Consider the following 18,444-nt stretch of genomic DNA (forward strand, 5'->3'; position numbering starts at 1 on the left):
GTGGCGGATGTGATCGGGGGAACGCACGGCCCGGCGGGCGGGGTCGCCCTGCCGGGCCGTGCCCTCTCCAGGCCGCCGGCGACCGCCGAGGCCCGCGCCGCGCTCGGGGCGGCGCGGGCCGACCGCACCCGCGACCTGGACCGCGACCTGGCCCGCCTGCTCGGCGCCGAGGCCGACGTCGCGCTGGTCGCCGTCGGCAGCCACGGGCGCGAGGAGCTGACCCCGGGCGGCGACCTGGACCTGGTCCTCCTGCACCGGGACCGGTCCGACGTGTCCGCGCTGGCCGACCGCCTCTGGTACCCGATCTGGGACTCCGGGCAGCGTCTCGACCACTCGGTGCGCACTCCCGCGGAGGCGCGGGCCGTCGCCCGCGAGGACATGAAGGCCGCGCTGGGCCTGATCTCCGCCCGGCACATCGCCGGCGACCCGGCCCTCACCCGTGGCCTGCGCGAGGTGGTGCTCGCGGACTGGCGGGCGGACGCGCGGCGGCGGCTGCCGGAGCTGCGCGAGATGGCGAGGTCCCGCTGGAGCCGTTACGGAGAACTGGCCTTCCTGCTGGAACCCGACCTGAAGGAGTCCCACGGCGGGCTGCGCGACGTCCACGCGATCCAGGCGGTCGCGGCGGCCTGGGTGGCACCCGGCCCGACGGACGCGGTCAAGGCGGCGTACGGCCTCCTGCTCGACGTCCGGCACGCGCTCCACCAGCACACCGGCCGCGGAGGCGACCGTCTCGTCCTGCAGGAGCAGGACGCCGTGGCGGCCGCCCTGGGCCTGCTGGACGCGCACGCCCTGCTGCGCGCGATCGCCGAGGCCGCCCGCACGATCACGTACGCCGGCGACCAGGTGTGGCGGACGGTCGCCCGCCTCTCCTCCCCGCCGGGCCGTCCCGTCCGCAGGCCGCTCGCCGACGGCGTCGTCGAGCAGGATGGGGAGGTCGTCCTCGCGCTGGGCGCCGACCCGCGCAGGGACCCCGTACTCGGTCTCCGCGCCGCCGCGGCCGCCGCGCAGGCGGGACTGCCGCTCGCCACGGCGACCGTCGAACGCCTGGCGGAGGAGACGGCACCGCTGCCCGATCCCTGGCCGCCGGACGCCCGCGACGCGCTGGTGACCCTCCTCGGCGCCGGACCGCCCGCGGTCGGGGTCTGGGAGGCGCTCGACCAGGCCGGCCTGATCGTCCGGCTCCTGCCCGACTGGGAACGCGTCCGCAACCGGCCCCAGCGCAACCCCGTGCACACCTACACCGTGGACCGGCACCTCGTCGAGACGGCCGCCCGCGCCGCCGCGCACACCCGCGACGTGGCCCGGCCGGACCTCCTGCTGGTCGGCGCCCTGCTGCACGACATCGGCAAGGGCTGGCCCGGCGACCACTCCCGTACGGGCGCGGTCATGGCACGGGACCTCGGCCGGCGCCTCGGCTTCGACGCGGCCGACGTACGGGCGCTGGAGTCGATCGTCCGCCACCATCTCCTGCTGCCGGAGACCGCGACCCGCCGCGACCTCGACGACCCGGTCACGATCGAGACGGTGGCCCAGACCGTCGGGGACCCCGTCGTGCTCGAGACGCTCGCCGCCCTCGCCATCGCGGACGGGCAGGCGACCGGCCCGGCGGCGTGGGGCGCGTGGAAGGCCCGCCTGGTCGCGGAACTGGCCCGCCGCGTCGCCGCCGTGCTCGCCGGAGCGCCGCCGCCCGTCGCACCCGACCCCGCCCCCGAGCAACTGGCCCTCGCCCGCCACGGCGGCGGCGCCGTACGGGTCGCCGGGTCGCGGATCACGGTGGTCGCGCCCGACCGCCCCGGCCTGCTCTGGCAGGCGGCCGGCGTGCTCGCCCTGCACCGCCTCGCCGTCCGCGGGGCCCGTACGGCGTCCTGGGCCACAGCCGCCGGCGCGGAGGCCGCCAGAGCGACCGGCCGCCCGGAGCCCGACGCGGCGAGCGGCCGTGCGGAGGCCGATGGAGCGGGCGGTCGCGGCGAAGCCGGCGGAGTCGACGGTCGTACGGAGGCCGGCGGAGTGGACGGTCGCGGCGAAGCCGGCGGAGTGGACGGTGGTACGGAGGCCGGCGGAGCGCGCGGACCGGCGGGTCGTGCGGAGACCGGCAGGGCGGGCGGCCGCGCGGAGCAGGGGGATACGGCCGTGCTCGAGTTCCTCGCGGTCCCCGAGTACGGCTCCGGCCCCGACCCCGCCGCGCTCGAGGCCGACCTCCGTCGCGTCCTCGCCGGGCGGCTCGACGTCGCGGCCCGGCTGGAGCGCCGCGCCCGGTCGTACCGGCCTCGTAAGGGCGTCCCGGTGCCTCCACCGCGCGTCATCCTCCTCGACGACGCCTCGGACACCGCCACCGTCATGGAGGTGCGCGCCCACGACCGGCCCGGCCTGCTCTGGCGCATCGGGCACGCCCTCGGCTCCTGCGGCGTGCAGGTGCGCGCCGCCCGGGTGGAGACGCTCGGCGCCGAGGCCGTCGACGTCTTCTACGTCGTGGACGACGAGGGGCGTCCGCTCTCCGACCGGGCCCTGCGGGAGACGATCCGCGAGGCCGTCCTCGAGGTGGTCCGTTGAGTCGCTGACCACAGGATGAAGATCCACGGAACTGGCCGTGCGGCCCATTGACGGTGCCCGCGGTCCGGGTGAGGCTCCAGGGGGTCCAAGATCCCCAGGAGGTCTGCGTGCCCAACGCTTCACTCATCCGCGCGGCGGTGCCGGTTCTCACCCTCGCCCTCGCCGGGGCCGCCGTGACACCCGCCGGAGCCGTGACACCCGCCGGGGCCGCGGCGACGCCCGCCGGCACGGCCGGCGCACTCGCCGTCGACCGCGGCCACGACCGCACGATCACCTTCCGTACCCGCCACGACGGCGAGGTGCTCGCCGCCGTCACCGCGGCGGCCCCGGGCGTCTCCTGGGCCGTCAAGGGCCGTGAGTCGGCCGTTCTGTCGCTGTTCGTCGACGGCCGGTACGCCACCGACGACGTGGTTCCCGCAGCCTTCCCGATCACGCGGGAGTTCGCCCTCGGCCGCCTGCGGGCCGGCCGCCACACGCTGCGGCTCCGGCTGGCCGCCGACCGGTCGCCGGGCCGGAGCGTACGGGTGAGCGGCCTGGCGTTCCGTACGGTCGCGGCCGGGTCGCCGGCGTACACCGACCTGGCGCACGCGCCCGTGCTGTACGGCCGCAACGGCACCGGCGGCACCTCGACCGGTCCCTTCCAGAACGCCGCGACCGACACGCCCCTGGTCGCCTGGCACGAGGACGTTCCCGCCGCGACGCCGGGGCACCGCCTGCTCACGTACTCCTACATCTGGAGCAACGAGGACGGCGGCACGTCCACCCCGCAGCTCATGGCGCGCTGGGGCCGGACCACCGACATCGAGTGGATCTACCAGGTCGAGGTGGACGCGCAGGGCAGGCGGGTGCCCGGCACCGCCGTCTTCCAGGCGCCGAACCACGTCACGCAGCAGTTCGCCGGCACCTACGAGGGCGATCACCCGCTGCTGCAGACCTGCACGCTGAACAACAACATCTGCGACAAGGTCGACGACCCGATGCGGTTCTCGCTGTCGACGGCGCAGGTCCTCGACGCGACCACGGAGGCCCGTGAACAGATCATGGACCGCAATCCGTGGACGTACTGGGTGGCGGCGGCGGAGGCGCGCCGCGAGGGGCGGGTGGCGGCGGATCCGCCGACGACCTCCCAGACCCTGATCGCCGACCCGCGCGACTACCTCTACCTCGTCGTCCGCAAGCAGACCCTCGACCCGCCGAACGGCACCGACTGGGTCGGGCTGTCCATCGGCGTACGGCTCAAGGGCGACTCGACCCTGTACCGCTCGGATCACCTGTTCCCCGACCGGTCCATCAACCGGGATCTGCCCGCGGCGACGACGGTGCAGCTCCCGCCCGGGACGACGCCGTCGGACGTGGCCGAGATCGTCGGCATCCGGGTGCCCGCCACGGCGAAGGACACCGGCGCGACGATCAAGGTTCAGGCGATCAACCGGGCGTTCTTCCTCGGCCGGAACGACCTGCCCGGCGCGTCGTTCGTCTCCGGTCCCACGCCCGCGACGCTCACCCCGGACCAGCCGACCGCCGTTCTGTACGACGCCGTGAACTCCGCCCGCTGACGCGCGCCGCCGGGGAGGGCGGGCCGGCCCTCCCCGGCGGCGGTGTCTCAGAAGGGGTCGGTGAGCTCGCCGAGCTTGGAGGTGAGCCGGAGGTTCTCCGAGTAGTCGACCGGAACGGTGATCACCGAGACGGTGTCCTCCTCCAGGGCCTGGCGCAGCGTCGGCAGGAGGGCGTCCGCGGACTCGACGCGGTAGCCGCGCGCCCCGAAGCTCTCGGCGTACTTCACGAAGTCCGGGTTGCCGAACTCGACGTTCGAGTCGTGGCCCATCTCCAGGTCCATCTTCCACTCGATCAGCCCGTACGCCCGGTCCTCCCAGATCAGCACGGTGATCGGGAGCTTCTCGCGGACGGCCGTCTCCAGCTCCTGGGAGTTCATCAGGAACGCCCCGTCGCCGGTGGCGGCAAGGACGTGCCGGTTCGGGTAGGCGAGCTTGGCCGCGAGGGCGCCCGGGACCGCGAAGCCCATCGACGACAGGCCGTTGGAGACGAGCAGCGTGTTGGGCTCGTACGTCGGGTACATCCGCGCCATCCACATCTTCACGGCGCCGGTGTCGGCCAGGACGATGTCCTTGCGGCCCATCGCCTCGCGGATGTCGGTGACGATCCGGCGCGGCGACATCGGGAACCGGTCCTCGTGGCGGCCGCGTTCGAGCTCCTCGTGGAGCATCCGCCGGATCTTCTCGCCGGTGCCGCGGGCGTCGAAGCGGCGGCGTACGGCGTCGGTGAGCGCGCGCAGTGAGTTGCGGATGTCGCCCTGGATGCCGACCGTGACGGGGTAGTGGTCGTCGACCTCGGCCGGGAACCGGTGAATGTGGATGATCTTCTTGTCGGCGTGCGGATTGATCTTGACCGGGTCGAACTCCTGCAGCTCGTACCCGACGCAGATCAGCACGTCGGCCTCGTCGAAACCGAAGTTGACGTAGTCGTGGCGCATGAAGCCGACCGCGCCCAGCGCGTGGTCGTGGTCGTCGGGGAAGACGCCCTTGCCGTTGAAGGTCGTCGCCACCGGGATCCCGAGCCGTTCGGACATGCGGATCAGCTCGTGGCTCGCGCGGTTCCGGGTCGCGCCATGGCCGGCCAGGATGATCGGCTGCCGGGACATCGCGATGACGTCGGCGGCGCGGGCCACCTGGGACGCCGAGGGCTCCTCCGGGCGCACGATGTTGATCGGCAGCGGCTTGAGGGACGGGTCGACCTCGGCCGACTCGACGTCCTCGGGGATCGCCAGGTACACCGCGCCGGGCCGTTCCGTCTGCGCCACCTTGAACGCCTTGCGCACCATCTCCGGCAGGGCCTCCGGCGTCGGCGCCATGTCGGCCCACTTGGTGATCGGCCGGAACAGGGAGACGAGGTCGATGATCTGGTGCGACTCCTTGTAGATGCGGTCCAGGCCGACCTGCGCGGAGATGGCGACGACCGGGGTGCTGTTGGTGGTCGCGTCGGCGACCCCGAGCTGCAGGTTGATCGCGCCCGGTCCGAGGGTCGCGGACGCGACGCCCGGACGGCCGGTCAGCCGCCCGTACATCTCCGCCATGAACGCGGCGCCCTGCTCGTGGCGTACGAGGACGTATCGGATCGAGGATTCGTTCAGAGCGTCGACGAAGTGGATGTTCTCCTCACCCGGAATGCCGAAGACGTACTCGACGCCCTCCGCCTCCAGGCAGCGGACCAGGAGCCGGGCGGCCTCCACCTGCGAGTCCATGCGGACTTCCTCCCCTTTTCACCGGCATGTTCACCTATCTGGGCCAAGTGCGGCGCTCGGATCGGCATTCCGGGATGTGGCCGATCACACTCTCGGACCGGCGGGGAAGGTCCGGCGGGCCGCCGGGGGCCTCTGGCAGGACCGCGAACGTCGTGTCAGAGTGATCGGTGGCGGTCGGCACCCGGGGGCCGCCGAGCGGATAGTGTTGAGGGTCGATCCCCGAAGCACCCTAGGACTGGTCCAGACACGTGTTCGAGACGCTTTCCGACCGGCTGACTACGGTCTTCTCCTCGCTGCGCAGCAAGGGCAAGCTGTCCGAGGCCGACATCAACGCGACCGCGCGCGAGATCCGCGTCGCCCTGCTCGAGGCCGACGTGGCGCTGCCGGTCGTCAAGGACTTCATCGCGCAGATCAAAGAGCGGGCCCGCGGCTCGGAGGTCTCGCAGGCGCTGAACCCGGCCCAGCAGGTCGTCAAGATCGTCAACGAGGAGCTCGTCAACATCCTCGGCGGCGAGACGCGCCGCGTGCGGTTCGCCAAGACCCCGCCGACCGTGATCATGCTGGCGGGTCTGCAGGGCTCCGGTAAGACCACCCTCGCCGGCAAGCTCGCGCGCTGGCTCAAGAGCGAGGGGCACGCGCCCCTGCTCGTCGCCGCCGACCTCCAGCGGCCCAACGCCGTCCAGCAGCTGCAGGTGCTCGGCGAGCGGGCGGGCACCGCGGTGTACGCCCCGGAGCCCGGCAACGGCGTCGGCGACCCGGTCGAGGTCTCACGCCGGTCGATCGAGCACGCCCGCCACGCCCAGCACGACGTGGTCATCATCGACACCGCGGGCCGCCTCGGCATCGACGAGGACATGATGCGCCAGGCGGCCGACATCCGCGACGCGGTCCGCCCCGACGAGATCCTGTTCGTCGTCGACGCGATGATCGGTCAGGACGCCGTGGTCACCGCGCAGGCGTTCCTCGACGGTGTCGGCTTCGACGGCGTGGTGCTGACCAAGCTCGACGGCGACGCCCGTGGTGGCGCGGCCCTCTCGGTCCGGCACATCACCGGCCGGCCGATCATGTTCGCCTCCACCGGTGAGAAGCTCGAGGACTTCGACGTCTTCCACCCGGACCGCATGGCGGGCCGGATCCTCGACATGGGTGACATCCTCACCCTGATCGAGCAGGCCGAGAAGGCGTTCGACGCCGAGCAGGCCGAGAAGATGACCTCGAAGTTCGCTTCGGGGGAGGACTTCAGCCTCGAGGACTTCCTCGAGCAGATGCAGATGATCCGCAAGCTCGGCCCGATCAAGAACCTCCTCGGCATGATGCCGGGCATGGGGCAGATGCGGCAGCAGATCGACCAGATCGACGACCGCGACCTCGACCGGATCGGCGGCATCATCAACTCGATGACGCCCGAGGAGCGGCAGAACCCCAAGATCATCAACGGTTCGCGGCGGGCGCGCATCGCGCGCGGCTCCGGCGTAAGCGTCACCGAGGTCAACAACCTCGTCACCCGGTTCTTCGACGCGCAGAAGATGATGCGCCAGGTGGCCGGCGGCATGGGCATCCCCGGCATGCCGGGCACGCGGCGCAAGCAGGCCAAGGCGGCCGCCAAGAAGGGCAAGGGCAAGCAGCGCAGCGGCGACCCGCGCAAGCGCGCCCAGGAGGCGGCGGGCAAGAAGACGCAGCGCGCCGACGGCGCGCCCCAGGGCCTCCCGCCGGGCCTCGGCGGAGGGCTGCCGGGCCAGCTGCCCCCCGGTTTCCAGATGCCCGACCTGTCGAAGCTCCAGGGCAAGAAGAAGTAATCGCCGCGAGCGTGCGGCCTCCCGGGTCCTCGGAAGGCCGCACGTACGGTGCCCGGTGGATGGTCGTACGCCTGTGACCGGCGGAAGGCTGCGGGTACGGTGCCCGGCGTATGGCCGCACGTGCGTGCCCGGCGGGCAGGTCAGTCGCGGCCGGGTTCGCCGTCGACGCGTCGCCAGATGCCCAGCGGGTTCCCGTCGCGCAGTTCGGCGGGCAGCAGTTCCGCGGGCGCGTCCTGGTAGCTGACGGGGCGCAGGAAGCGTTCGATCGCCAGGGTCCCGACCGATGTGGTGGCCGGCGCGGACGTGGCGGGGAACGGCCCGCCGTGCACGACCGCGTGCCCGACCTCGACGCCCGTCGGCCAGCCGTTGAACACGACCCGCCCGGCGATCAGCTCCAGCAGCGGCAGCAGCTCGGCGGCCTGCCCGTGATCCTCCGGCGTCGCGTGCACGGTCGCGGTGAGCTGGCCCTCGAGAGCCTCGGCGATCTGCAGCAGCTGGGCCTGGTCCCGTACCCGTACGACGATCGACGCGGCGCCGAAGACCTCGTCCTGGAGCGAGCCATCGGCCAGGAAGGCGTCCCCGTCGGTGACGAACAGCGCGGCGCGCCCGCCGCAGGCGATCGTCGCGTCGTCGCCGCCGCGCGCCACCGCGGTCACCGCGTCCGTGCCCTCCAGCCGCCGGACCCCGTCGTCGTACGCCTGCCGGATGCCCGCGTTCAGCATCGGCGCCGCCGCCGTCTCCCCGAGCGCCGCGGCCGCCGACGCGACGAACGCGTCCAGCCCGTCGCCCTCGACCGCGAAGACCAGGCCGGGGCTCGTGCACAGCTGGCCGGCCCCGGTGGTCAGGGAGGCGACGTACGCCGGGCCGAGCTCCCCGGCCTTCTCCCGGAGCGCGCCGGGCAGCAGGAACACCGGGTTCACGCTGGACATCTCCGCGTACACCGGGATCGGCACGGGACGCGCCGCCGCGGCCGCCACCAGCGCCAGGCCGCCCTGCCGGGAGCCGGTGAAGCCGACGGCCCGGATCCGCGGGTCGGTGACCAGCGCCACGCCGAGCTCCCGGCCTCCGTGCAGCAGCGAGAAGGTGCCCTCCGGCAGACCGTGCGCGGCGACCGCCGCCCTGATCGCCCGGCCGACCAGCTCCGAGGTGCCCGGGTGCGCCGGGTGCGCCTTGACGACCACCGGAGCGCCCGCGGCCAGCGCCGACGCCGTGTCACCGCCGGCGACGGAGAAGGCCAGCGGGAAGTTGCTCGCCGCGAACACCGCCACCGGGCCCAGCGGGATCCGCCGCTGCCGCAGGTCCGGCCGGGGCAGCGGGGTCCGGTCCGGAACGGCCGGGTCGACGCGGGCGCCGAGCCAGCCGCCGTCCCGTACGACCCGCCCGAACAGCCGCAGCTGGTTCGTGGTCCGCGCGAGCTCGCCCTTGACCCGGGCCTCCGGGATGCCGGTCTCGGCGGTGACCCGGGCGATCAGCTCCGCGCCGAGCGCGTCGATCCGGTCGGCGATCCCCTCCAGGAACGCGGCACGGGTCTCCTGATCGGTGTTCCGGTACGTGCCGAACGCGTCCCACGCCAGGGCGGCGGCACGGTCGACGTCGGCCGCCACGCCGAAACGGTACGCCGGGCCGAGCCGCTCGCCGGTCCGCGGATCGACCGCGTGGAACTCCTCGCCCGACCCTCGTACGTCCCGCGCGCCGATCAGTTGATCTCCGGTCAGAGCGGACGTCGTGTCATGTACGGTCATCGGCTGAAGCTCACTTTCATCGCAAAAAGGTAGCCAACTCCATCGTTGCGTACCCTTATTCCTGAGCCGCCCACATGGCGGGCCGTGCGCCCGTCATCGGGCGATCGCCGACCGTGACGCGCGGGGGGCTGATCGATTGCCACTTCTCCGTCATCGTCTGGCAGAATGACATGCTGGAAAACCGGACCGTGTGGGGCCCTCTCTCACCTGCGCGCCGGTGTCCACCCGAGCGGCGGTTCCGGTCCCCACCCGGGGCTGATCCACTCATCCATTTCGAATCTGGAGAACACCACACCCGTGGCAGTCAAGATCAAGCTCAAGCGTCTGGGGAAGATCCGGGCTCCGTACTACCGGATCGTCGTCGCCGACTCCCGCACCAAGCGTGACGGGCGTGCGATCGAGGAGGTCGGCAAGTACCACCCGAAGGAGGAGCCCTCGCTCATCGAGGTCGACTCCGAGCGGGTGCAGTACTGGCTGGGCGTGGGCGCCCAGCCGACCGAGCCGGTCCTGTCGATCCTGAAGATCACCGGCGACTGGCAGAAGTTCAAGGGCGAGCCGGGCGCGGAGGGCACGCTGAAGGTCGCCCAGCCCAAGCCCGACAAGCAGGAGGTCTTCCAGGCCGCCGTCAAGGAGACCCTGGACGACGCCGAGGGCAAGGCGACGACGCCCAAGTCCAAGAAGAAGGCCGAGCCGAAGAAGGCCAAGAGCGAGGCGGAGGAGTCGGCGTCGGCCGAGGAGACCTCCGAAGCCAAGAGCGAGGCCTAAGGTGCTCGAGGAGGCGCTCGAGCATCTGGTCCGCGGAATCGTGGAGCACCCGGACGACGTCCGGGTGCGTGCCCGCCGGCTTCGCAACGGCAGGGTTCTCGAGGTGCGCGTGCACCCCGACGACCTTGGCAAGGTCATCGGCCGGAACGGCCGCACGGCCAAGGCCCTGCGCACGGTGATCGGTGCCCTCGCGGGCGGCCGGTACATCCGCGTCGACCTCCTCGACCTCAACGAGGCCCGATAGTGCTCGCGGTCGACATCCTCCGCGAGATCGGCGCGACCGCCGGCGGAGCGGCTTGATGCTGCTCGCCGTCGGCCGTATCGGCCGGGCCCACGGGGTCCGCGGCGAGGTGAGCGTCGACATGAGCACCGATGACCCCGGCACGCGTTTCGCGCCGGGGTCATCGCTCATCACCGACCCGGCGCGCCTCGGGCCGCTGACCATCGAGTCCGTACGCCCGCACGCCGGCCGTCTCCTCGTACGCTTCGCCGGCGTCGAGGACCGGACGGCCGCGGAGACGCTGCGCGGCACTCTTCTGCTGGTCGACTCCGCGGACATCGCGCCCAGCACCGACCCGGACGAGTTCCACGACCAGGAGCTCATCGGTCTCGTCGCGGTGACGCCCGACGGGACCGAGGTGGGCGAGGTCGTGGACGTCGAGCATCTCGGCCAGGATCTCCTGGTCGTCCGGCGGCCCGGCGGTGACGCGCTCATACCCTTCGTGCGCGCCCTCGTTCCCGAGGTCGACGTGCCCGGGGGGCGGATCGTCGTCGACCCCCCGCCCGGCCTGCTCGAATGACGCCCGCCCCGGGCGCTCGCCACTCCGCGTCGCCCGGCGGCCGACGGCCACCCGGCCCGATGCCCACGGGCCGGACGGCGTCCCCCGCCTGGACGGACCGTACGGCCCCGGCGCCATCGACGGTCCGTACGGGCAGACTTGATGAAGGACACACGGAGCGCCCATGAGACTCGACATCGTCACGATCTTCCCCGAGTACTTCGCGCCGCTCGACGTCTCCCTCCTGGGCAAGGCGCGACGGCGCGGCGACGTCGACGTCCACGTACACGATCTTCGCGGCTGGGCGCACGACCGTCACCGGACCGTCGACGACACCCCGTACGGCGGCGGCCCCGGCATGGTGATGAAACCGGAGCCGTGGGGTGAGGCCCTGGACGCCGTCGTACCCCCTCCGTCGAGCGCGCGTCTCGTCGTCCCCACGCCGAGTGGACGCCCCTTCACCCAGGAACTCGCCGTGGAGTACGCCGCGGAGCCCTGGCTCGTCTTCGCGTGCGGGCGCTACGAGGGCATCGACGCCCGCGTCATCGAGGACGCCCGGGAGCGGATGCCGGTCGACGAGGTCAGCATCGGCGACTACGTCCTGGCCGGTGGCGAGGTGGCCGTCCTCGTGATGGTGGAGGCGGTCAGCCGCCTGCTGCCCGGCGTGCTGGGCAACGCCGACTCGGTGACCGACGACTCCTTCGCGCCCGGCCGGATGGAGGCCCTGCTCGAAGGACCCGTGTACACCAAGCCGGCGACCTGGCGCGGGCGCGACGTCCCCGAGGTGCTGATGTCCGGGAACCACGCCGTGATCGCCCGCTGGCGGCGTGATCAGGCGCTGCGGCGCACCGCCGCCAGGCGGCCCGAGCTGATCGGCCGGAACGCGCTGGACGAGGCCGACCGACGGGCCCTCGCGGAGGCCGGTTTTCCGGTTGACGCCGAACGTATGGCACACTGAGACGTCACCCCGGTGTTCGACGCTGGGCGTGTCCAGACTTCCAGAAGATCCCATCGCGCGTCGGCGTCCCTGGCCGCGCGCGTTTCACCACGAGGAACCGCAGTCATGCACACCCTGATCCAGGAGATCGAGAAGGCCGCGATGCGGTCTGACGTACCGGACTTTCGCCCGGGTGACACGCTCAAGGTTCACGTGCGCGTGACCGAGGGCAACCGAAGCCGCATCCAGATCTTCCAGGGTGTGGTGATCCGGCGCCAGGGCGGCGGTGCCCGGGAGACGTTCACCGTCCGCAAGGTGAGCTACGGCGTCGGCGTCGAGCGGACGTTCCCGCTCAACAGCCCGTCCATCGACAAGATCGAGGTCGTCACGCGCGGTGACGTGCGGCGCGCCAAGCTCTACTACCTCCGCGAGCTGCGCGGCAAGGCCGCCCGCATCAAGGAGAAGCGCGACAACTGAGCGGGTTTCGTCCCGCTGCCGGCCCCGGCCCGTCGATCGACGGTCGGGGCCTTCTTGTCGCCACGGCGGAGATTTCCACGGACGCGGCGGGCGACACGCTGACGTTGGCCGCCACCGAGGCTCACGGGCATTAGGCTTCCCCTGATGACTGACGACGAGCAGGGCCTGCGCGAGCCCGCGGCCACCGCCGGTGACACGCGCCACGACGCTTCGCAGAACGGCCGGGAGGGCGCGCGCTCCGACGACCGGGAGGCGGGGGATCCGCGATCGGCGGCCGAGACGGCCGGCGAGCCGGGATCGTCCGAGCCGGCCGGATCGTCCCGCCCGGCGGCGTCATCCGGGCCTGCGGGACCGGACGAGCCCTCGGACGGCGAGGCGTCCGGTGACGGCAAGCGCTCCCGGAAGAAGAAGCAGGGCTCCTTCTGGAAGGAGCTGCCGATCCTGATCGGGGTCGCCCTCGCTCTCGCCATGGTCATCAAGGCGTTCGCGGTCCAGGCGTTCTACATCCCGTCGCAGTCGATGGAGAACACCCTCAAGGTCGGCGACCGGGTCCTGGTCAACAAGATCGTGTACCACACGCGCGACATCAAGCGCGGTGACGTCGTCGTCTTCAACGGCCTGGACTCCTGGGACCCGGAGGTCCGGTATTCCAAGCCGAGCAACCCGGTGACGAAGGTCCTGCACGCCATCGGGAGCGCCTTCGGGGTCGTTCCGGGGGAGAAGGACTACATCAAGCGGGTCATCGGCGTGCCCGGCGACCACGTGGCCTGCTGCGACGCCCAGGGCCGCGTCACCGTCAACGGTCATCCGCTCGAAGAGACGGGCTACCTCTACACCGATCCGGTCACCCACGAGCAGAACAAGCCGTCCGACACCAAGTTCAAGATCACCGTGCCTGCGGGCCGGCTCTGGGTGATGGGCGACCACCGGGAGGTGTCCTACGACTCCCGCGGGCACCTGGGCGACCCCGGCGGCGGCACGATCCCCGAGAATCGCGTCGTCGGACGAGCGTTCATCGTCGTCTGGCCCGTCACCCGCATCAAGCTGCTGTCGATTCCCAAGACGTTCGGCCAGCCGGGGCTGGCGCTCGCCGACGGCGCACTGCCCGCGGTTCCGCTGGCGATGGGTTTCGCCGGTGCGCTGCCGGTGACGCTGCTGCGCAGGCGCCGTCGCCGTGGCGGCTCGCTCCCCGGCGGACGCCGGCGCCTCCGGCGCGCCGGCCCGAGAACGTCCTAGTGAGTGACCGGTCGCGCCGAGCGCCCACCGTGCGCGGAGTTCCGCCCCGGCCGGGCCTTTCCGCGACGTACCCTGCCTGATGTGTACATCGATGTCCGAGCCCACCGCCCTCGTGGTCTCACCCCGCGACGGGACGTCGGCATGTACGCCTACGAGCGAGTGGTGGAACGCTGCGGTCTCGGGCCGGTGGCCGGGGTCGACGAGGCCGGCCGGGGTGCCTGCGCCGGGCCGCTGGTCGTGGCCGCCGTGATCCTCGCGCCGGAGCGTCGCCGCCGCATCGAGGGGCTGGCCGATTCCAAGCTGCTCACCGCCGCGCGCCGGGAGCGTCTGTACGAAGAGATCACGGCCACGGCCGTGGCGTGGCACGCCCTCATCGTGCCGCGTGAGGAGATCGACCGGGTGGGCCTGCACCGGTGCAACGTCGCCGGAATGCGACGGGCGCTCGCGGCGTTGAGCGTCGAGCCCGGTTACGTCCTGACGGACGGGTTCCGCGTGCCGGGCCTCTGCGCCCCCGGGCTTCCGGTGCCCAAGGGCGATCGGGTGGCGGCGTGCGTCGCCGCGGCGTCGATCGTCGCCAAGGTGACCCGGGATCGGATCATGATGGAGTTGCACGAGCGTTATCCGATGTACGGCTTCGGCGTTCACAAGGGCTACGTCACTCGTGCCCACGCCGCGGCGTTGGAGGAGTATGGACCTTGTCCTGAACATCGGCTCTCCTTCGTCAACGTGGCCCGGGTGGCCGTGGCGGAGCCGGGACCGGAAATCGATGCCTCAGACGCTGGGGAGATCGATTGGGAGGCGTCACACTATGAGGACACCGCCGACCAGGCGGACGTCGCCTGAGCCGCGGTTCGGGGAGGGAACGCGAGTATGAGCGCAGAAGACCTCGAGAAGTACGAGACCGAGATGGAGCTCCAGCTCTACCGGGAATACCGCGATGTGGTCGGCCTCTTCACGTACGTCGTCGAGACCGAGCGTCGCTTCTATCTCACCAACACCGTTGATCTGCAGGTGCGCAGCACGGACAACGGCGAGACCTTCTTCGAGGTGACGATGCAGGACGCGTGGGTCTGGGACATGTACCGCCCTGCGCGCTTCGTCAAGAATGTTCGGGTTGTGACCTTCAAGGACGTGAACATCGAGGAGCTTGCCAAGAGCGACCTGGAACTGCCCAACGGCTGACACGGCGCCGCAGGCGGGCGGCACACCTGTGCCGCCCGCCCCGCACGACCACCTCCCGGCCATCGCACGATCACCTATCGCCGGCCCTGGCCGATCAGCGACCGAGGTCGCCCACGACCGCCTATCGCCGGTCCCGTCCGATCCCCGACCGAGGTCGCGCACGATCACCTATCGCCGGTCCCGTCCGATCGGCGACCGCCGTCGAGCACGACCACCTATCCCCGGTCCCGCACCGATCGGCAGTTCCGTACGACCATCAACGCCCGTCTCGGCCGATCACCGACCGCCGTCGAGCACGAGCACCGATCGGCTGTCCCGTGTGATCATCCACCGGTTGTCCCATCTGACCGCCTCCGGCCATCGGTCCGCCGGCATCCGCTCAGCGGTCCGGGGAGCGGCGGCGCAGCCTCCACCCTTTCGCGCATCGCTCGACGAATCCGGCCGCCGACAGAGCGCCCAGACCGGCGAGCGCGGTGTCGAGATCGACGCCGGCCGCCACCGCGATCCGTGCCGTACCCGCCCCGCCGCGCCCGGGGATCGCCTCCAGGACGTCTCTGGTCACCGGGTCGAGCCGGTCTCGATCGAGAACGGGCCCCCGCCGCTCCGGCGCGAGGTCGTCACCGATGAGACCGACCAGGTCGAGGACCTCCGCGGTGTCGGTGACACAGACGGCCTCGCCCCACTCCCGCAACAGGACATGGCATCCGGCGGACGCCGCCGAGGTCACCGGCCCGGGCACCACCATCACGGCGCGACGGAGGTCGCGGGCGTGCCGTGCCGTGCTGATCGCTCCGCTCCGGCGTGCCGCCTCCACCACCACGGTGCCGCGGGTCAGCGCCGCGATCGTCCGGTTGCGCACCAGGAAGCGGCCGCGGGTCGGTGGAGCACCGGGCGGCAGCTCACTGACCAGGAGCCCGTAACGAGCGATCTCCGCGAACAAGCCGGCGTGGGAACTCGGATACGTCACATCGAACCCGCACGCGAACACGGCCACGGTCAGGCCGTCCGCCGCGAGCACCCCCCGATGCGACGCCGCGTCGATGCCGAACGCGCCCCCGGACACGACCGTCCATCCCCGCTCGGCCAGCTCGGCGCCCATCTCGGCGGCGACATTGATCCCATAGGACGTGGCGGACCGGGAGCCCACGATCGCCACCGACCGCAGACAGCCGAACCGCAGATCCTGATCACCGCGCACCCACAGCGCGTACGGTCGGCGGTCACCGAGGTCATCGAGCTGGGACGGCCATTCCGCGTCTCCCGGGCAGATGAGCCGTCCCCCCAGCGCGTCGCATTCGGCGAGGAGACGCTCCGGGTCGGCGTCGGGCAACCGGGCCCGCCAGGCGGCGAACCGCCGGGCCGCACCGTCCTTGCCGGAACCGGCCGAACCGGTGCCCGGCGGCGAGCCCGAGCGGACGACGTCCAGCGCACCGATCGCGCCCTCCTTACCGATGAGACGCCCTAAGAGCTCGTCACCGGGCTCGGCGATGCGGGTCAGGAGCGCGCGGGCGAGCCGTTCCTCCGCTGAGATCATGGTGCCTCCTCTGGGGGCGAATGAGGATGCGTCCCTCTGACGAGGGGGAGCGTGCGACTCCCGGAGGGGCGAGGGGAACGCGTCCGGCGAGGGGATGCGGCGCCCTCTGGGCAGGGGGAGCGCGGCCTTTCGACGGATTCTCTAGACGGCTGTTCAGCGCCCCTGCCACAGCCCGAACGCCTCATCGACCTCCATTTCGGTCGGTGCGTCCTTTCCGGTGAGGTCCGCGAGGGTCCACGCGACCCGCACGACACGGTCGAGGCCGCGCGCGCTGAGCCGCCCATCGGCCAATGGCCCGTCGAGCGCCGCGAGCGCCCGATGCGGTGGTGCGAACCGGCGCCGGAGCTCCCGGCCGGGAACGTCCGCGTTGGTGTGCCAGGGGAGGTCGGCCAGCCGTCTGCGGGCCCGGTCGCGAGCGACCAGCACCCGCTCGGCGACCGTCGCGCTCGACTCGGCCAGCTGCAGGTCGTATCGCAGCTCCGCACGGGTCACCTCTTTCAGCTCTGATTTCAGGTCGATCCGGTCGAGCAGCGGTCCCGACAGCCGGCCGAGGTACCGCTCTCGCATCGTCGGCGGGCACTTGCAGTCGCGCGTCTTGGCGGCCGCGCACGGGCAGCGATTCGCCGCCAGCAGCAGCGTGAACCGAGCCGGGAAACGGGCCGTCGCCCCGGACCGGGCGATGACCACCTCCCCCTCCTCCAGTGGCTGGCGTAAGGCATCCAGCACTCCGGCCGCGAATTCGGGGCTCTCGTCCAGAAAGAGAACACCTCGGTGCGCGAGTGACACCGCCCCCGGTTGGATGAGCCGGTTGCTGCCTCCGCCGACCAGAGCGGCCCGCGACGCCGTGTGGTGCGGGGCACAGAAGGGCGGATGGGTGATCAGAGGCTGGCCCGTCGGAAGACCGCCCGCCACGGAGTGGATCGCGGTCACCTCCAGGGCGGAGTCATGGTCGAGCTCCGGCAGCAGGGTGGGCAGGCGCTCGGCCAGCATGGTCTTCCCGCATCCGGGTGGACCGGTGAGCAGGAGATGGTGGCCACCGGCGGCGCTGACCTCGAGCACCTTGCGTGCGTCGGCCTGACCGCGCACGTCGGCCAGGTCCAGATCACCGCGCCGCGCCCGCGAACGAGCCGCCAGGCCGTTGAATCGCGATGGCGTCGCATTCTCCTCGGCGGGATCGTCCTCCATCTCCTCCGGAAGCGGCTGGTCACGGAGCCGCGCCACCAGGGCCCGCAGTGAACGAACCCCGATGATCCGCACGCCGGGCACGAGTGACGCCTCGGCGAGGTTCGCCTTGGGCACGACGACGGTCTCGGCACCCGCGTCGGCGGCGGCGAGCACCGCGGGCAGCACTCCCGCCACGGGACGAACCCGGCCGTCGAGCCCCAGCTCGCCGACCATCACCGTCCCCGCGCAGGCGTCGGCGGGGAACGCGTCCTCCGCGCCCAGCAGAGCCACCGCGATGGCGAGGTCGAAACCGCTGCCGCGTTTCGGCATGCTCGCGGGAAACAGGCTGACCGTGACGTGCCGGTTGGGCCACTGCTCGCCGCTGTTGAGGATCGCCGCCCGGACACGGCTGCGCGCCTCATTGAGCGCGGTGTCGGGCAGGCCCACGAGGTGCAGACCCGGGACGCCGCTGGTGATCGCGGCCTCGACGTCGACGAGTGCCCCGTCGACGCCCAGCAGGGAGACGGCACGGGTTCGGGCCAGTGCCATCGTCAGCACACCCCCTTCAGATGGTCGACGGTGAAGCGGCCGGGCCCGTCGGCGAGCAGGCCGATGACATCGATGCGGGCGGTGACATGGCCGACGCCGTGGGCGGCCAGCCAGCGGCCCGCCAGGCGCCGTAGTCGCGCGGCCTTGGCGGGCGTCACCGCCTCGACGGGCGTGCCGAAGGCGATGCTGGAGCGGGTCTTGACCTCGCAGACCACCAGCTCGGCGCCGTCGCGGGCCACGATGTCCAGCTCGCCCTCGCCGCAGCGCCAGTTGCGATCGAGGATCCGCCAGCCGAGCCGGGCCAGGCGCTCGGCGGCGGCCTGCTCGCCCTGCCTGCCGAGCGCGTCCTTCGCCTGCATGTGCTCACCTCCGACGTCGACAGTGCCGGAGCGCGCCCCGACCGTGTCGACCGAATCTGGTTCTGTGGATAAGTGGCGCGGCGGTGCGGTCACTTGATTCGCCGTTCCGGGTCGC

16 protein-coding genes are annotated in these 18,444 nt (G+C 72.2%); 11 read left to right on the plus strand and 5 right to left on the minus strand.

Features of this window, described 5'->3' with window-relative positions; all coding sequences use genetic code 11:
• Both NE234_RS02065 and NE234_RS02070 read left to right on the plus strand, forming a co-directional pair.
• Positions 1-2,550 carry a [protein-PII] uridylyltransferase gene (locus NE234_RS02065; protein ID WP_252776319.1) on the plus strand — a complete coding sequence of 850 codons (2,550 nt, stop codon included), beginning with the start codon at positions 1-3 and terminating at the stop codon, positions 2,548-2,550.
• Between the two features lie 107 nt (positions 2,551-2,657).
• Complete coding sequence (locus tag NE234_RS02070; RefSeq protein ID WP_252776322.1) at positions 2,658-4,106, plus strand: hypothetical protein; 1,449 nt, start codon at positions 2,658-2,660, stop codon at positions 4,104-4,106.
• A 47-nt stretch (positions 4,107-4,153) separates the two neighbouring features.
• Here the strand turns inward: NE234_RS02070 and NE234_RS02075 are convergent, their stop codons facing one another.
• Positions 4,154-5,809: an acetolactate synthase large subunit gene (locus NE234_RS02075; protein WP_252776324.1), complete on the minus strand. Its 1,656-nt coding sequence runs from the start codon at positions 5,807-5,809 to the stop codon at positions 4,154-4,156.
• 248 nt (positions 5,810-6,057) lie between these two features.
• Between NE234_RS02075 and ffh the strand changes: the two genes are divergently transcribed.
• The gene (gene ffh / locus NE234_RS02080) at positions 6,058-7,605 is read left to right on the plus strand and encodes a signal recognition particle protein (RefSeq protein WP_252776325.1); all 1,548 of its coding nucleotides are present in this window, start codon (positions 6,058-6,060) and stop codon (positions 7,603-7,605) included.
• 140 nt (positions 7,606-7,745) lie between these two features.
• On the opposite strand, the gene NE234_RS02085 is transcribed toward ffh, so the two are convergent.
• A complete protein-coding gene (locus NE234_RS02085) occupies positions 7,746-9,347 on the minus strand; it encodes an aldehyde dehydrogenase (NADP(+)) (protein ID WP_252776328.1) in 1,602 nt (533 codons plus the stop codon).
• A 297-nt stretch (positions 9,348-9,644) separates the two neighbouring features.
• Between NE234_RS02085 and rpsP the strand changes: the two genes are divergently transcribed.
• The 8 genes from rpsP (at position 9,645) to NE234_RS02125 (ending at position 14,723) form a co-directional block, all read left to right on the plus strand.
• On the plus strand, positions 9,645-10,112 hold the full coding sequence (rpsP, locus tag NE234_RS02090; RefSeq protein ID WP_252776330.1) for a 30S ribosomal protein S16: 468 nt from the start codon (positions 9,645-9,647) through the stop codon (positions 10,110-10,112).
• A 1-nt stretch (position 10,113) separates the two neighbouring features.
• Positions 10,114-10,356 (plus strand): RNA-binding protein, encoded by a 243-nt coding sequence (locus NE234_RS02095; protein WP_252776333.1) that lies wholly within the window; start codon positions 10,114-10,116, stop codon positions 10,354-10,356.
• Between the two features lie 55 nt (positions 10,357-10,411).
• Positions 10,412-10,912 (plus strand): ribosome maturation factor RimM, encoded by a 501-nt coding sequence (gene rimM / locus NE234_RS02100; protein WP_252776335.1) that lies wholly within the window; start codon positions 10,412-10,414, stop codon positions 10,910-10,912.
• Between the two features lie 163 nt (positions 10,913-11,075).
• The gene (trmD, locus tag NE234_RS02105) at positions 11,076-11,849 is read left to right on the plus strand and encodes a tRNA (guanosine(37)-N1)-methyltransferase TrmD (protein ID WP_252776337.1); all 774 of its coding nucleotides are present in this window, start codon (positions 11,076-11,078) and stop codon (positions 11,847-11,849) included.
• A 105-nt stretch (positions 11,850-11,954) separates the two neighbouring features.
• Complete coding sequence (gene rplS, locus NE234_RS02110; RefSeq protein WP_252776340.1) at positions 11,955-12,305, plus strand: 50S ribosomal protein L19; 351 nt, start codon at positions 11,955-11,957, stop codon at positions 12,303-12,305.
• Between the two features lie 144 nt (positions 12,306-12,449).
• The gene (lepB, locus tag NE234_RS02115; RefSeq protein ID WP_308206823.1) at positions 12,450-13,541 is read left to right on the plus strand and encodes a signal peptidase I; all 1,092 of its coding nucleotides are present in this window, start codon (positions 12,450-12,452) and stop codon (positions 13,539-13,541) included.
• 81 nt (positions 13,542-13,622) lie between these two features.
• Positions 13,623-14,384, plus strand: a complete 762-nt coding sequence (locus tag NE234_RS02120; RefSeq protein WP_406566920.1) for a ribonuclease HII — start codon at positions 13,623-13,625, stop codon at positions 14,382-14,384.
• Positions 14,385-14,411: 27 nt separating this feature from the next.
• Positions 14,412-14,723, plus strand: a complete 312-nt coding sequence (locus NE234_RS02125; protein WP_252776343.1) for a DUF2469 domain-containing protein — start codon at positions 14,412-14,414, stop codon at positions 14,721-14,723.
• A gap of 379 nt (positions 14,724-15,102) precedes the next feature.
• On the opposite strand, the gene dprA is transcribed toward NE234_RS02125, so the two are convergent.
• The 3 genes from dprA to NE234_RS02140 form a co-directional block, all read right to left on the minus strand.
• The gene (gene dprA, locus NE234_RS02130; RefSeq protein ID WP_252776345.1) at positions 15,103-16,257 is read right to left on the minus strand and encodes a DNA-processing protein DprA; all 1,155 of its coding nucleotides are present in this window, start codon (positions 16,255-16,257) and stop codon (positions 15,103-15,105) included.
• A gap of 153 nt (positions 16,258-16,410) precedes the next feature.
• Positions 16,411-17,970 (minus strand): YifB family Mg chelatase-like AAA ATPase, encoded by a 1,560-nt coding sequence (locus NE234_RS02135; RefSeq protein ID WP_252776347.1) that lies wholly within the window; start codon positions 17,968-17,970, stop codon positions 16,411-16,413.
• A gap of 2 nt (positions 17,971-17,972) precedes the next feature.
• Complete coding sequence (locus NE234_RS02140) at positions 17,973-18,329, minus strand: YraN family protein (RefSeq protein WP_252776350.1); 357 nt, start codon at positions 18,327-18,329, stop codon at positions 17,973-17,975.
• Positions 18,330-18,444 lie beyond the last annotated feature (115 nt).

Origin of the sequence: Actinoallomurus rhizosphaericola, from assembly GCF_024055675.1 — a bacterium.
Taxonomy (GTDB): Bacteria; Actinomycetota; Actinomycetes; order Streptosporangiales; family Streptosporangiaceae; genus Actinoallomurus; species Actinoallomurus soli.